The 15176-nt window shown below is 53.3% G+C and carries 13 protein-coding genes and 1 tRNA gene; 6 read left to right on the top strand and 8 right to left on the bottom strand.

The features are described from left to right. Window positions 1–138: 138 nt before the first annotated feature. From hcr to ACLJPE_RS06795, 3 genes are all read right to left on the bottom strand, one after another. Complete coding sequence (hcr, locus tag ACLJPE_RS06805; protein ID WP_000178698.1) at window positions 139–1107, bottom strand: NADH oxidoreductase; 969 nt, start codon at window positions 1105–1107, stop codon at window positions 139–141. 11 nt (window positions 1108–1118) lie between these two features. Continuing rightward, window positions 1119–2771 carry a hydroxylamine reductase gene (hcp, locus tag ACLJPE_RS06800; RefSeq protein WP_000458787.1) on the bottom strand — a complete coding sequence of 551 codons (1653 nt, stop codon included), beginning with the start codon at window positions 2769–2771 and terminating at the stop codon, window positions 1119–1121. Window positions 2772–2914: 143 nt separating this feature from the next. Next, window positions 2915–3814, bottom strand: a complete 900-nt coding sequence (locus ACLJPE_RS06795) for a lysine exporter LysO family protein (RefSeq protein WP_000491118.1) — start codon at window positions 3812–3814, stop codon at window positions 2915–2917. Window positions 3815–4014: 200 nt separating this feature from the next. Here ACLJPE_RS06795 and ACLJPE_RS06790 point away from each other — a divergent pair, with 200 nt between their 5' ends. Beyond that, the gene (locus ACLJPE_RS06790; protein ID WP_000599770.1) at window positions 4015–5673 is read left to right on the top strand and encodes an ATP-dependent endonuclease; all 1659 of its coding nucleotides are present in this window, start codon (window positions 4015–4017) and stop codon (window positions 5671–5673) included. Here the strand turns inward: ACLJPE_RS06790 and ACLJPE_RS06785 are convergent. After that, window positions 5670–6620 carry a VirK/YbjX family protein gene (locus tag ACLJPE_RS06785; protein ID WP_039513068.1) on the bottom strand — a complete coding sequence of 317 codons (951 nt, stop codon included), beginning with the start codon at window positions 6618–6620 and terminating at the stop codon, window positions 5670–5672. The two genes, ACLJPE_RS06790 and ACLJPE_RS06785, sit on opposite strands and share 4 nt — an antisense overlap. Window positions 6621–6765: 145 nt before the next feature. On the opposite strand from ACLJPE_RS06785, the gene macA reads away from it, so the two are divergent. Beyond that, complete coding sequence (gene macA, locus ACLJPE_RS06780; RefSeq protein WP_039513072.1) at window positions 6766–7884, top strand: macrolide transporter subunit MacA; 1119 nt, start codon at window positions 6766–6768, stop codon at window positions 7882–7884. Further along, window positions 7881–9827: a macrolide ABC transporter ATP-binding protein/permease MacB gene (gene macB, locus ACLJPE_RS06775; protein WP_000125891.1), complete on the top strand. Its 1947-nt coding sequence runs from the start codon at window positions 7881–7883 to the stop codon at window positions 9825–9827. Before macA ends, macB begins: the two co-directional genes overlap by 4 nt. Window positions 9828–9956: 129 nt before the next feature. Here macB and cspD read toward each other — a convergent pair whose 3' ends face one another. Beyond that, window positions 9957–10178 carry a cold shock-like protein CspD gene (gene cspD / locus ACLJPE_RS06770; RefSeq protein ID WP_000447499.1) on the bottom strand — a complete coding sequence of 74 codons (222 nt, stop codon included), beginning with the start codon at window positions 10176–10178 and terminating at the stop codon, window positions 9957–9959. Between the two features lie 150 nt (window positions 10179–10328). Here cspD and ACLJPE_RS06765 point away from each other — a divergent pair, with 150 nt between their 5' ends. The 3 genes from ACLJPE_RS06765 (at window position 10329) to clpA (ending at window position 13129) form a co-directional block, all read left to right on the top strand. After that, window positions 10329–10406 (top strand): hypothetical protein, encoded by a 78-nt coding sequence (locus tag ACLJPE_RS06765; protein WP_212742690.1) that lies wholly within the window; start codon window positions 10329–10331, stop codon window positions 10404–10406. Window positions 10407–10501: 95 nt separating this feature from the next. Further along, window positions 10502–10822 carry an ATP-dependent Clp protease adapter ClpS gene (gene clpS / locus ACLJPE_RS06760; protein WP_000520789.1) on the top strand — a complete coding sequence of 107 codons (321 nt, stop codon included), beginning with the start codon at window positions 10502–10504 and terminating at the stop codon, window positions 10820–10822. A gap of 30 nt (window positions 10823–10852) precedes the next feature. Beyond that, entirely contained in the window at window positions 10853–13129 is a 2277-nt protein-coding gene (clpA, locus tag ACLJPE_RS06755) for an ATP-dependent Clp protease ATP-binding subunit ClpA (protein WP_000934064.1), read from the top strand. A 188-nt stretch (window positions 13130–13317) separates the two neighbouring features. Here the strand turns inward: clpA and ACLJPE_RS06750 are convergent. The 3 genes from ACLJPE_RS06750 to ACLJPE_RS06740 all read right to left on the bottom strand — a co-directional run bounded on the left by ACLJPE_RS06750 (window position 13318) and on the right by ACLJPE_RS06740 (window position 15111). After that, window positions 13318–13405, bottom strand: a tRNA-Ser gene (locus ACLJPE_RS06750). A gap of 148 nt (window positions 13406–13553) precedes the next feature. Next, on the bottom strand, window positions 13554–14231 hold the full coding sequence (locus ACLJPE_RS06745; protein ID WP_000097892.1) for a hydrolase: 678 nt from the start codon (window positions 14229–14231) through the stop codon (window positions 13554–13556). Window positions 14232–14250: 19 nt separating this feature from the next. Further along, the gene (locus ACLJPE_RS06740; protein WP_000809969.1) at window positions 14251–15111 is read right to left on the bottom strand and encodes a pirin family protein; all 861 of its coding nucleotides are present in this window, start codon (window positions 15109–15111) and stop codon (window positions 14251–14253) included. Window positions 15112–15176 lie beyond the last annotated feature (65 nt).

The following is a 15176-nucleotide window of genomic DNA, read 5'->3' as shown; positions in this document are numbered from 1 at the left end:
TGTGATAACGGTTACAAGTTTAGTTGAAGATGACGATGACGTTTTTCTTTGGCGAAGAGAGGGGCGAAAGGATGAAGCGAGTGGTAAATCGCCCGGTAGCGCTAACGCTTACCGGGCCTACGATGGAACGTTTACCGATTATGCGAGAACAAGATCGCCCTGCGGATGGCAGGAGCAGGCCAGTACGTAACCTTCGGCAATCTCCGCCTCGCTCAGCGTCATGGTGCTGCTCACCGTATAGTCGCCGGAAACGACTTTGGTTTTACAGCAGCCGCAAACACCTGCCCGACAGGCAGCGGCAACCGGTACTTTATTACTCTCCAGCGCCTCCAGCAGCGTCGTACCGATCGGGGCATAAAATTCCTGCGCTGGCTGTAGTTTGGTGAATTTCAGGCCGCTGGTTGCCGTTTCCGCCACCGGCGTGAAGAACTTCTCTTTAAAGAAGCGCGTTACGCCAAGCGCTTTCACGCCCTGTTCGACGAAATCCATATAGGGCGCCGGGCCGCAGGTCATGATGGTGCGCGATGCCAAATCCGGTACGCGCTGTAATAATTCCGTGGTCAGACGGCCCGCGACAAAACCTTCCGTGGCATGATTTTCCGCCACTAGCGTGACCGGATACTGTCGCCACTCGTCGGCAAAAATCACATCATCCGGCGAACGGACGTTAAAGATGACCTGCACATCGGCCTGCGGGCGGTATTTCGCCAGCCAGCGACGCATCGACATGATTGGCGTTACGCCACAACCGGCGGCGAGCAGCAGAAACTTATCTTCTGTTTTATCGTCACAGGTAAAATCGCCCATTGCATCAGACAGCCAGATGTAATCGCCGCGCTTGATGTCATGGGTCAACCACTGTGAACCCGTGCCATCTTCAATCCGACGAACGGTCAGCGTGATATATTCACTGACGCCCGGCGTAGACGAAAGGGTGTAGGCGCGCAGCGTTTCCGCTGAATTACGCACGCTCACCAGCGCATACTGCCCGGCGCGGTAAGGGTAGTAGTCATGGCATAATAGCGCAATTGTCCATACATCCGGCGTCTCCTGACGGATGTGATGCACCTGCATTCGCCAGGGACATTGTGAGGTTGGCATCGTCATCATTGGCCTCCTTACGCGCTCAGCAATTGCTTCATGTCTTCTTCAACGGTGGTCACGGAGCGCAGACCGAACTTCTCGTTGAGGATAGCCAGCAGATCCGGCGTGAAGAAGCCCGGCGCGGTCGGCCCGGTGACAATATTTTTCACGCCTAATGACAGCAGCGTCAGCAGAATCACGATCGCTTTCTGCTCAAACCAGGAGAGCACCAGCGATAGCGGCAGATCGTTGACGCCGCAGCCCAGTTTTTCCGCCAGCGTCACCGCCAGGATAATCGCGGAGTAAGCATCGTTACACTGACCGGCATCGACCAGACGCGGCAGCCCTTCGATGTCGCCGAACTCCAGTTTGTTGAAACGGTATTTACCGCACGCCAGAGTCAGGATCAGGCAGTCATCCGGTACGCTGGTGGCGAAATCGGTAAAGTAGTTACGCTCGCCGCGCGCGCCGTCACAGCCGCCGACCAGGAAGATGTGGCGCAGTTTTTTACGACTGACCAGATCGATGAGCGTATCGGCAGCGCCGAGCAGGGTCTGACGGCCAAAACCGACGGTGATGAGATGCGGAATTTCGCTATACGGGAAGCCCGCCATCTGCTGCGCCTGGGCAATGACCGGCCCGAAGTCATCGCCTTCAAGATGGCTAACGCCCGGCCAGCCGACGATGCTACGGGTCCAGATACGGTCGTCATAGCTGCCCACGGTCGGGTCGATAATGCAGTTAGAGGTCATCACGATTGGGCCAGGGAAGCGGGCGAATTCGACCTGCTGATTCTGCCAGCCGCTGCCGTAGTTACCGACCAGATGCTTGAATTTACGCAGTTCCGGATAGCCGTGTGCGGGCAGCATTTCACCGTGAGTGTAGACGTTAACGCCGGTGCCTTCGGTCTGCTCCAGCAGGTTGTAGAGATCTTTCAGATCGTGACCGGAGATCAGAATGCACTTGCCTTCAGTCGCTTTGACGTTGACCTGAGTCGGCGTTGGGTGACCGTATTTGGTGGTTTCACCGGCATCCAGAATGCTCATCACTTTGAAGTTCATCTGGCCGATTTCCATTGCGCACTCCAGCAGCGCGTTCATGTCAGCAGGCCAGGTGCCCAGCCAGGCCATGATTTTGTGGTACTGCGCGTAAATGTCGTTGTCGTATTGACCGAGAACGTGCGCGTGCTCCATATACGCCGCCGCGCCTTTCAGACCGTACAGGCACAGCAGACGCAGGCCGAGGATGTTCTCGCCAATGGCGGCTTTGTCTTTATTCGGGGTAAATTCCGCCGCCTGACGTTGCAGTTCGCCCAGATCGTCGCTAACCAGTTGCAGATCGGCCATCGGATTGTCGCAATGCGCATTGGCATCCACGCTCAGGCACTGCGCTTTCAACGCTTCACGCAAGGCAATCGCTTCACGGGCGTAGCCGACGATACGCGGAGAGTCGAAGTTAACGTTGGTCAGCGTGGAGAAAAACGCGCGCGGCGCAAAGTTATCAACGTCGTGATTAATGATGCCATATTCACGGGCCTTCACCGCCCAGGCAGACAAACCTTGCAAAGCCGCAATCAGCAGATCCTGCAGATCGGACGTTTCAGCTGTTTTACCGCACATTCCCTGCGCGTAGGAGCAGCCGTTTCCGGCTGGTGTACGGATGGTTTGTTCACATTGCACACAAAACATGGTCACACCTTTTAAAGTTATATTTAATATACATGTTTAAGATTATGCCTGTGAACAAAGGGATAAAAGGGATTTCTGCCATAATGTGCAAGGAGATTGATTTAGCGCAATTTTGGCGGCAGATGCCTACCGCCAAAGAGGTATCAGGCCGAGAAGAACGCCATTAAGAGGGGGACCAGCAGGCTGAGGATAAAGCCATGTACGATAGCCGCCGGAACAATCTCCACGCCGCCGGAGCGCTGTAATACCGGCAACGTAAAGTCCATTGAGGTCGCTCCGCACAGGCCCAACGCCGTTGAACGGCTGCGGCGAACCAGACCGGGAATAAGCATAATGGCCAAAAGTTCGCGGGCCAGATCGTTAAAAAATGCCGCGCTGCCGATAACCGGTCCAAACGACTCCGTCAACAAAATACCGGAAAGAGAGTACCAGCCGAAACCTGACGCCATCGCCAGGGCGGTTTTTAGCGGTAAGTCCAGGATAAACGCATTAATCACGCCGCCCAGTAATGAGCTTGCCACGACAACGACCGCGACCATCATTCCCCGGCGGTTAAGCACAATTTGCTTTAAGGTCATGCCGCTATTTCGTAGCTGAATCCCCACCAGGAACAATAAAAAGATCAGCGTATATTCACTGGCTTCGGTGGCGTGCTGTAAAACAGAGAGTCCGCTCAGGCCGATAACAAACCCCAATACCACTACGCCGCACAGTTGCAGCGACTCCAGCGCCATGGCAATACGCGAAGGCAGTTTTTCCTGCTGATGATGGTGACGCCACGGGAGGATACGTTCCAGCCACAATAAGGCAGCGATATTACACAATAAAATAATCGTAATACTGACGGCGGAATAATGAAAAATCGCCACCAGATTACTGGCGAGGTTATCCAAAAACGCCAGGCTTATTCCCATAAAAAAGAGAATAAGATACACGATCCAGCTCAGTAGCCGGTTAATAAGTTGTAATGCGGCTTTATGTCGCAGTGGAATGAGATAGCCCACAATCAGTGGAACCAGAATGATTAAAAGTCCTGAAAACATGAACAGCCGGGCCCTTTTTTATTGTTTGAATAGCGTACATGACACTACCGAATTCCAGACTATCAGTAAAGCGACACCGTCAGCCGTACATTTATCATACAGTTGCCTCAGGCAAAGGGGGGAATATCACGCCAGGCGGAAGCATTTGCCGTTATACTGCGGTGAGTTTAATGGAGTGGTGACGCTTTTCTGGAGGAAGCATGATTCTCGAACGCGTTGAAATAGTGGGATTTCGCGGTATCAACCGACTGTCGTTGATGCTGGAGCAAAACAACGTGCTGATTGGGGAAAACGCCTGGGGCAAATCCAGCCTGCTGGATGCGCTGACTCTGTTATTGTCGCCGGAACTCGATCTCTACCATTTTGTCCGTGAGGATTTCTGGTTTCCGCCTGGCGACATAAAAGGACGCGAGCATCACCTGCATATTATTCTGACTTTTCGCGAAACGCAGCCAGGGCGGCATCGGGTACGTCGTTATCGAGCGCTGGAAGCATGCTGGTCGCCTTGCGAGGATGATTTTCACCGTATTTTTTATCGGCTAGAGGGCGAATGCGGCGCTGATGGCAGCGTGATGACGCTACGCAGTTTTCTTAATAGCGATGGGCAGCCATTGCCGGTGGAAAATATTAACGATCAGGTGCGCCACCTGGTTCGTCTGATGCCAGTGCTACGTTTGCGCGATGCGCGCTTTATGCGACGTATTCGCAACGGTACGGTGCCCAATGTGCCGGATGTTGAAGTCACGGCCCGACAGCTGGATTTTCTGGCGCGTGAGCTGGCGACCCGGCCGCAAAATTTAACTGACGGGCAGATTCGTCAGGGACTGTCCGCGATGGTGCAACTGCTTGAGCACTATTTTTCGGAGCAGGGCGCAGGACAGGCGCGTCACCGACTCATGCGCCGGCGTTCGCAAAATGAGCAACGTAGCTGGCGCTATCTGGATATTATTAATCGGATGATCGACAAACCGGGCAGCCGGTCGCATCGGGTGATCCTGCTGGGGCTTTTCTCCACGCTGTTACAGGCGAAAGGGACGCTGCGGTTACATAAAGACGCGCGACCATTACTGCTGGTGGAAGATCCGGAAACCCGTTTACATCCCATTATGCTTTCAGTCGCCTGGCAATTGCTCAATCTGTTGCCGCTACAGCGGATAGCGACGACTAACTCAGGCGAATTGCTCTCGCTAACGCCGGTGGAGCATGTCGTACGGCTGGTGCGCGAATCTTCCCGCGTCGCCGCCTGGCGTTTGGGCCCGGGCGGGTTAAGCGCGGAAGATGGACGGCGCATCGCCTTTCATATCCGCTTTAATCGCGCGTCGTCGCTGTTTGCGCGTTGCTGGCTACTGGTGGAAGGCGAGACGGAAACCTGGGTTATTAATGAGCTGGCGCGTCAGTGTGGACATCATTTTGATGCGGAGGGCATTAAAGTCATTGAGTTTGCTCAGTCCGGTCTGAAACCGCTGGTGAAGTTCGCCCGCCGTATGGGAATCGAGTGGCATGTCCTGGTGGATGGCGACGAAGCGGGGAAAAAATATGCCGCGACGGTCCGCAGCCTGCTTAATAACGATCGGGAAGAAGAACGCGAACATCTCACGGCGCTGCCTGCGCTGGATATGGAACATTTTATGTATCGTCAGGGCTTTGCCGATGTTTTTCACCGGGTTGCGCAGCTTCCGCCTAATGTACCGATGAATACCCGGAAAATTATCACTAAAGCTATCCACCGCTCGTCAAAGCCGGATTTGGCGATTGAAGTCGCGATGGAAGCCGGGCGGCGGGGAATTGACGCCGTGCCGCCGCTGTTCAGAAAGATGTTCTCGCGCGTGGTTTGGCTGGCGCGGGGCCGGGCGGATTAGCGTTTGAATGTGGCCGGAACCTGTTCGACAACGCTATCGAGTAAAGCATAGCGGCGGCGATACTCGGCCCGTTTTTTACTGGCGATCTCCGCTTCGCTTTTTCGGGCGATCGCCAGCGGTAGCGTATAGTAATTCCCTTTAATTCTTTCACCGCCTAACGATTCCCAAAACGCGTCATAGTCGGCATGCATTTGCGTCTTTTTATCCATGTATCGCCAGCTACGGTAAACGTGCGCATCGTTACTCACGGCTATAATCTGCTCCGCCTGAAAGACTTGCGCAAACTGACAGAGAGCCTCCATCACGATGCGTTTGGGAAAAAGACAATGGCAGGCTTTGGTCGCCTGCTGGATAATTTCGTGAGGAACGTCGTTTGCCGCGCCCTGTAATCCGCCGATAAATAGTGTGCGTTGTTGGTTAAAGCGACACAGGGTAAATGTGATCTCTGCCAGAATACGTAACTGTGCGTCGCGAACAACAATAGTGCTTTCACCTTCTTTATCCAGTGAGACCAGACTGACTAAATCAAGTTGAAACAACTCGCCGGTTTTAGTTTCAAATTTAGCAAGATTCAGGCCATACTGACTTAAATAGCTAACCTGTTGTTCCCGCGATAAAAGTTGGCGCATCTGTTGATAATGAAAACACAGCGCATCTAAGGCGAAATCGCGTTTAATATTTACAGCCATATAAGGACGATGTAGCCGAATAGGCAAACGCGGCTGACGAGCAAGTAACGTATTTAACTCCGGCCATTGGGTGAGATTGGTCAGTAATTGGCTGGTCGCACGCGGCATGACTAATGAGCGGATTAAAAACTTGCGACGAAAGCTGGCTTTACGCCAGAATTTTCCTGGCTGTAATTGCCCGCGCGTCAGACGAATAAATAATTGTAAAGGAGAGATGTGATCTGAAGTGTACCAGGTATTATCTGTAAGCTGTGTCATGATCGTAATCCGCGACATAAGATTGTCGAGATTGAACCACAGGAAACATTAACCAATCGTCAATACAGCCGACGCTATCTTTATTGTGTCAGGTTTGTTTAGATACGGTTTACTTTCTGGTTAAAATTTTGCCGTCAGGGTTTCTATGCGTGCTAAGGGAAAGAAATTTAAAAAGCGTTATCTGGCCATTATTTTAATTCTTTTAGTGGGGGGGATGGTTAGCTGGCGAATGATAAATGCGCCGCTGCCAACTTATCAGACATTAATCGTGCGGCCAGGCGATCTTGAACAGAGTGTACTGGCGACTGGAAAACTGGACGCGTTGCGTAAAGTGGATGTCGGCGCGCAGGTGAGCGGCCAGTTGAAAACGCTGCTGGTCTCCATTGGAGATAACGTTAAAAAAGATCAGCTACTCGGCGTGATTGACCCAGATCAGGCGGAGAACCAGATAAAAGAGGTCGAGGCCACCCTGATGGAGCTGAACGCGGAGCGTCAGCAGGCAGCCGCTGAGTTAAAGCTGGCGCGGGTTACGCTGGCGCGCCAGCAGCAGTTAGCTAAGACTCAGGCGGTATCGCAACAGGATCTGGATACCGCGGCGACGGAGATGGCGGTTAAACAGGCGCGTATTGGCACCATAGATGCCCAGATCAAACGTAATCGGGCCTCGTTGGACACCGCGAAAACCAACCTGGAATATACCCGTATTGTTGCCCCCATGGCGGGGGAAGTGACGCAAATCACTACCCTGCAAGGACAAACGGTGATTGCAGCTCAGCAGGCGCCCAATATTCTGACGCTGGCGGATATGAGCACCATGCTGGTAAAAGCGCAGGTCTCGGAAGCGGACGTGATCCATCTTCGGGCGGGGCAGAAAGCATGGTTCACCATTGCAGGCGATCCGCAAACGCGCTATGAAGGCGTTTTAAAAGATATTCTGCCGACGCCGGAAAAGGTCAACGACGCTATTTTTTATTACGCCCGGTTTGAAGTGCCGAATCCCAAAAGAATCTTGCGTCTTGATATGACCGCACAGGTTTATATTCAACTCATGGATGTCAAAAATGTGCTGATTATTCCTCTCGCCGCGCTTGGCGAACCGGTGGGCGGCAATCGTTATAAAGTGGCGCTGTTGCGTAACGGCGAAAAACGTGAGCGCGAAGTGGTCATTGGCGAGCGTAACGATACAGACGTGGAAGTGGTTAAAGGTCTGGAAGCGGGCGATGAGGTGATCATCGGCGAGAGCAGGCCAGGAGCGATGCCATGACGGCATTGCTTGAACTGCGCAATGTGAGTCGCAGCTACCCCTCCGGAGAAGAGCAGGTGGCGGTGTTGAAAGATATCTCCCTGCAAATCCACGCCGGGGAGATGGTGGCGATCGTCGGCGTTTCCGGTTCTGGAAAATCAACGCTGATGAATATCCTCGGGTGCCTGGATAAACCGACCAGCGGCACTTATCGGGTGGCGGGGCGGGACGTCTCGACGCTGGACCCGGACGCGCTGGCGCAGCTGCGGCGTGAGCATTTTGGCTTTATCTTTCAGCGCTACCATCTGTTGTCGCATTTAACGGCAGCGCAAAATGTTGAAATCCCCGCCGTCTACGCCGGCATTGAACGCAAAAAACGCCAGGCGCGCGCCAGAGAGTTGCTTTTGCGGCTGGGATTAAGCGATCGCGTCGATTACCCACCTTCACAGCTTTCTGGCGGACAGCAGCAGCGTGTCAGCATTGCCCGCGCGCTGATGAACGGCGGACAGGTGATTCTGGCGGATGAGCCGACCGGCGCGCTGGATAGCCATTCCGGCGAAGAGGTGATGGCGATTTTGCGCCAACTGCGCGATCGCGGACACACGGTGATCATTGTGACGCACGATCCGCTGATTGCCGCCCAGGCGGAGCGGATTATTGAAATTCACGATGGCAAGATTGTCCATAATCCGCCCGCGCAGGAAAAGAAACGCGAACAGGGCGTTGACGCTGCCGTAGTTAATACGGCTCCCGGCTGGCGGCAATTTGCCAGCAGCTTTCGCGAAGCGCTGTCGATGGCGTGGTTAGCGATGGCCGCTAACAAAATGCGTACTTTACTGACCATGCTGGGAATTATTATCGGTATTGCGTCGGTGGTGTCGATTGTGGTGGTCGGCGACGCCGCAAAAAAGATGGTACTGGCGGATATCCGCGCTATGGGCACTAACACGATTGATATTCATCCAGGCAAAGATTTTGGCGACGACAACCCGCAGTATCGACAGGCGCTGAAATATGACGATCTGGTGGCTATTCAGAAACAGCCGTGGGTTAACTCTGCGACGCCCAGCGTTTCAAAGAGCCTACGTCTTCGCTATGGCAATATTGATATTGCCGTAAATGCTAATGGCGTCAGTGGCGATTATTTTAACGTTTACGGCATGTCCTTTAGGGAGGGGAACACCTTCAATGCTGTACAGCAACAGGATCGCGCGCAGGTGGTGGTGCTGGATGCCAACACGCGACGCCAGCTATTTCCAAATAAAGCGAATGTCGTAGGGGAAGTGGTGCTGGTGGGTAATATGCCGGTTATTGTTATTGGCGTGGCGGAAGAGAAACCGTCCATGTACGGCAATAGCAATCTGTTGCAAGTTTGGTTGCCCTATAGCACGATGTCAGATCGCATAATGGGTCAGTCATGGCTTAACTCGATCACCGTTCGTGTGAAAGATGGCGTTGATAGCGATCAGGCTGAACAGCAGCTTACCCGCCTGCTCACCTTACGCCACGGTAAAAAAGACTTCTTTACCTGGAATATGGACAGCGTCCTGAAAACGGCTGAAAAAACCACCTATACTCTTCAGTTATTTCTGACGCTGGTGGCCGTCATTTCGCTGGTTGTCGGCGGCATCGGCGTTATGAATATTATGCTGGTTTCCGTCACCGAGCGAACGCGTGAAATCGGCATCCGTATGGCGGTAGGCGCGCGCGCCAGCGATGTGCTACAGCAGTTTCTTATTGAAGCGGTGCTGGTTTGCCTGGTTGGGGGAGCGCTGGGGATTAGCTTGTCGATGTTCATCGCATTTATGCTACAGCTTTTCCTGCCCGGCTGGGAGATCGGTTTTTCACTGACTGCGCTGGCGAGCGCGTTTTTATGTTCGACGTTTACTGGGATACTGTTTGGTTGGCTACCGGCGAGAAACGCGGCGCGACTGGACCCGGTGGATGCGCTGGCAAGGGAGTAATCTTGCTGACGTCATTTGTCGGCCTGATAAGATGTAACAGTGTCGCTATCAGGAACTGGCGTTAAATAAAAATGCCAGCCGATCGGGCTGGCATTTTGCCTCCTGGATGTACACAATGAGACAGAGGAGCTATGCAACGGCCTCTGCTTCGATGGGCACGATGACGCTGGCGTGATTGCCTTTTGGCCCCTGGTGTACATCAAACCGGACAGACTGTCCGGCTTTAAGCGTTCTGTAACCATCCATTTGAATGGTGGAATAATGGGCGAAAATATCCTCGCCGCCGCCTTCAGGGCAGATGAAACCAAACCCTTTGGCATTATTGAACCACTTTACAGTACCCGTTTCCATGCTTCGACATCCTTCGTAAATCTTATATAAGTAAGATGGAATGAACCGGTGACGGAGTGGGGGCTGTTCAAAACCTCACCAACTCTCGACATTACAATTTAGAGAAATCAGGCGAGGCGTCAAGCATCAGGCAGGGGGGATCGGGTAAAAATGAATCAAAAATTTGAAGCAGTTAACGCTATTGCCGGGAATGTGACAGATGTCGCGGATGGTACTGATAGATGTTAGTTATCTATCAATTGAGGTAGATTGATTGTGTGCATAGACTCTGGTCAGCGGCAGATTTTCCTGCCGACAACCGTAACCGATAATGACGACTGACGATGGGTAAGACGAACGATTGGCTGGATTTTGACCAGCTGGTGGAAGATAGCGTGCGCGACGCGCTAAAACCGCCATCTATGTATAAAGTGATATTAGTCAATGATGATTACACTCCGATGGAGTTTGTTATTGACGTGTTACAAAAATTCTTTTCTTATGATGTAGAACGTGCAACGCAATTGATGCTTGCGGTTCACTATCAAGGCAAAGCCATCTGCGGCGTGTTCACCGCCGAGGTGGCGGAAACCAAAGTGGCGATGGTGAACAAGTATGCAAGGGAGAACGAGCATCCGTTGCTGTGTACGCTGGAAAAAGCCTGAATGCAGGTATAAAAATTGGGGGAGGTGCCTATGCTCAATCAAGAACTGGAACTCAGTTTAAACATGGCTTTCGCCAGAGCGCGCGAGCACCGTCATGAGTTTATGACCGTCGAGCATCTGTTGCTGGCGCTGCTCAGCAACCCATCGGCTCGCGAAGCGCTGGAAGCATGCTCCGTGGATCTGGTGGCGCTCCGTCAGGAACTCGAAGCCTTCATTGAACAAACCACACCCGTACTGCCTGCCAGTGAAGAAGAGCGTGATACGCAGCCGACGTTAAGTTTCCAGCGTGTCCTGCAACGTGCCGTCTTCCACGTTCAGTCTTCCGGGCGTAGTGAAGTGACTGGCGCGAATGTGCTGGTGGCTATCTTTAGCGAACAGGAATCACAGGCGGCTTATCTGCTGCGTAAGCATGAAGTGAGCCGTCTGGATATCGTGAACTTTATTTCTCACGGGACGCGAAAAGACGAACCGAGCCAATCTTCCGATCTCGGCAATCAGCCAACTGGCGACGAACAAGCTGGTGGGGAGGAACGTATGGAAAACTTCACGACGAATCTTAACCAACTTGCTCGCGTGGGCGGCATCGATCCGCTGATTGGTCGTGAAAAAGAACTGGAACGCGCGATCCAGGTCTTGTGTCGTCGCCGTAAAAATAACCCGCTGCTGGTGGGGGAATCCGGCGTTGGCAAAACGGCGATTGCCGAAGGGCTGGCCTGGCGTATCGTGCAGGGCGATGTGCCGGAAGTGATGGCCGATTGCACCATTTACTCGCTGGATATCGGTTCGCTGCTGGCGGGCACCAAATACCGCGGCGATTTTGAAAAACGGTTTAAGGCGTTGCTGAAACAGCTTGAGCAGGATACCAACAGCATCCTGTTTATCGATGAAATCCATACCATTATCGGCGCTGGCGCGGCGTCGGGCGGACAGGTGGATGCGGCAAATCTGATTAAACCGCTGCTTTCCAGCGGCAAGATCCGGGTGATCGGCTCAACGACCTATCAGGAGTTCAGCAATATTTTTGAGAAAGACCGCGCATTAGCGCGCCGTTTCCAGAAAATTGATATTACCGAGCCTTCGGTAGAAGAGACGGTGCAAATTATCAACGGCTTGAAACCTAAGTACGAAGCGCACCACGACGTGCGTTATACCGCGAAAGCGGTGCGTGCGGCGGTCGAGCTGGCGGTAAAATATATCAATGACCGCCATCTGCCGGATAAAGCCATTGACGTGATTGACGAAGCGGGCGCGCGGGCGCGTCTGATGCCGGTGAGCAAACGTAAGAAAACGGTCAACGTGGCGGATATTGAGTCCGTAGTGGCGCGAATTGCGCGAATTCCTGAAAAGAGCGTCTCGCAGAGCGATCGCGATACGCTGAAGAACCTGGGCGATCGTCTGAAAATGCTGGTCTTCGGCCAGGATAACGCGATTGAGGCGCTGACCGAAGCTATTAAGATGAGTCGTGCGGGTCTGGGCCATGAGCATAAACCTGTCGGCTCATTCTTGTTCGCCGGGCCAACTGGCGTAGGGAAAACTGAAGTTACGGTACAGCTTTCAAAAGCGCTGGGTATTGAGCTGTTGCGCTTCGATATGTCCGAATATATGGAGCGTCATACGGTGAGCCGTTTGATCGGCGCGCCTCCGGGATACGTCGGTTTCGACCAGGGTGGGCTGCTGACGGATGCGGTGATTAAGCATCCTCATGCGGTGCTGTTGCTGGATGAGATCGAAAAAGCGCACCCGGATGTCTTTAACCTGCTGCTGCAGGTGATGGATAACGGTACGCTGACCGATAACAACGGCCGTAAGGCGGATTTCCGCAACGTGGTGCTGGTGATGACCACCAACGCCGGCGTGCGAGAAACCGAACGTAAATCTATTGGTCTTATTCATCAGGACAACAGTACCGATGCGATGGGCGAGATCAAGAAAGTGTTTACGCCGGAGTTCCGTAACCGTCTCGACAACATTATTTGGTTCGATCATCTGTCTGGCGAGGTGATTCATCAGGTTGTCGATAAGTTTATCGTCGAGTTGCAGGCCCAGTTGGATCAGAAAGGCGTCTCCCTGGAAGTCAGTCAGGAAGCGCGCGACTGGCTGGCGGAAAAGGGCTATGACCGGGCGATGGGCGCACGACCGATGGCGCGTGTGATTCAGGATAACCTGAAAAAACCGCTGGCCAATGAGTTGCTGTTTGGATCGCTGGTTGATGGCGGACAGGTCACCGTCGCGCTGGATAAAGAGAAAAATGCGTTGACGTATGGCTTCCAGAGTGCGCAAAAGCACAAGCCGGAAGCCGCGCATTAATCTTCGTTTCACTGCCGTACAAACCGGGCCTTAGCGCCCGGTTTTTTTATGCCGGCTAATAGTTAGCCTGATGGCGTTGTGCTCGCGGTAGGCGGACAAGGCGCTTGTAAATTGCGTCATCATCCGGTAATCGACGGGTCAATGTGAAAAAAAAAGCCCGTACTTTCGTACGAGCTCTTTCTTGAATATGGCGGTGAGGGGGGGATTCGAACCCCCGATACGTTGCCGTATACACACTTTCCAGGCGTGCTCCTTCAGCCACTCGGACACCTCACCATATTGTATTGCTGCCTGACCACTTGGGGGGCAACGGGGCGCTACTATAGGGAGTTGCGCTAAAACGGTCAAGCAGAATTTACATATTCACTGTCGTTTGCTCATGCAATAGACATAATCCCCGCCCAAACTGGCGCGGGGGGGCAAATTAGCGCTGTGAATCCAACATTTCGTTGTTTTTCACCACATCCTGCGCTTTGCTGTAGCTTTCGATCAGCAGTTGATAGGCCGGGAATACCTGAGTATAAACGTCGGCCCACGCGGCGGCGTCTTCACGGTTCCAGGTGCCTTGCAGCTCAGAGGCGACTGCGGCAGTATCCATCGGTATGACGCCAGCCTGTACGATACGCGCCAGGGTGATCTCCTGCGCCATCTTACTGTAGGTACCGGATGCGTCGATCACGGCAAATACCTTATAACCTTCCGCTACCGCGCTAATGGCCGGGAATGCCATGCACACGCTGGTAATCGTCCCGGCAATGATCAGCGTCTTACGACCCGTCGCTTTTACCGCCTTAACGAAATCTTCGTTATCCCAGGCGTTAATTTCACCTTTGCGCGCAATGTACTGCGCATGTGGCGCATTAGCGTGGATCTCCGGGATCAGCGGGCCGTTCGGACCTTGCGGTACGGATGCCGTGGTAATGACCGGCATTTTCGCTAACGTCGCCATCTTCGCCAACGCCGCGGCGCGAGCGCGTAATTCCGGCATTGGCATATCACCTACGGTCTGGAAAAGACCGCTTTGATGATCGATTAAAAGCATCACGGAATCGTTAACATCAATTACCGGGCGCAAACCATTAAAATTAGCAGGACTTGACATCGTGTTCTCCTTCATGTTTTCAGATTTGGCCAAAACGGCCGGAGTTGAAATCGCGGACTGCTTCTGCGATCTCTTGTTTCGTGTTCATAACAAATGGGCCGTAACCCACAATCGGTTCATTCAGCGGCTCGCCTGATAACAGCAATACGCTGGCGTCGCTGCTGGCCTCAAGGTGCAGCGTTTTCCCTTGCTGGCTCAATACCACCAGTTGCGCTTCGTTGACCGGCGTCGTGCCGTTCACCGTGATATTGCCTTTCAGTACCACCAGCGCGGTGCTCCATCCTTCCGGCTGTGCCAATGTAAGCTGGCGATTGCGTTGCAGGCGCATATCCCAGACATTGAGCGGCGAGAAAGTGTGCGCTGGGCCTTTTGTCTCTTCATAACGCCCTGCGATGACCCGCACGACTCCGGCGTCATCCGGCAACGTAACGGTCGGGATAACATCGTGGGTAATGCTTTGATAACCCGGGGTGGTCATTTTGTCCTTCATTGGAAGGTTAACCCACAACTGCACCATTTCCAGTTCGCCGCCCCGACGGGTAAACGCGTCGGAGTGGAACTCTTCATGCAAAATGCCTGCGCCTGCGGTCATCCACTGAACGTCGCCCGGGCCGATAACGCCGCCGCGACCGGTAGAGTCCCGGTGCTCGACTTCGCCACTATAAACAATCGTCACGGTCTCGAAACCGCGGTGTGGATGCTCTCCAACGCCGCGTTTTTCATTACCCGGCGTAAATGTGTGCGGCCCGGCATAATCCAGCAGCAGGAATGGACTCAACTGCTGCGCATGTGACTGATAAGAAAAGAGTGAACGAACCGGAAATCCATCGCCAACCCAGTGCGGGCGAGGTGCGGTATAGACGCCTGTAATCTGTTTCATGGTGTTCTCCTCAGTGGCGTTGTCTTGATGTGAATAAGCTTATATTCATGACAAAAGGTTCGGTA

This window comes from Salmonella sp. SAL04196 (assembly GCF_046550835.1).
GTDB classification, from domain to species: domain Bacteria; phylum Pseudomonadota; class Gammaproteobacteria; order Enterobacterales; family Enterobacteriaceae; genus Salmonella; species Salmonella enterica.
The sequence above is the reverse complement of the archived record's forward strand: the minus strand, read 5'-3'. Positions and strand labels throughout refer to the sequence as shown.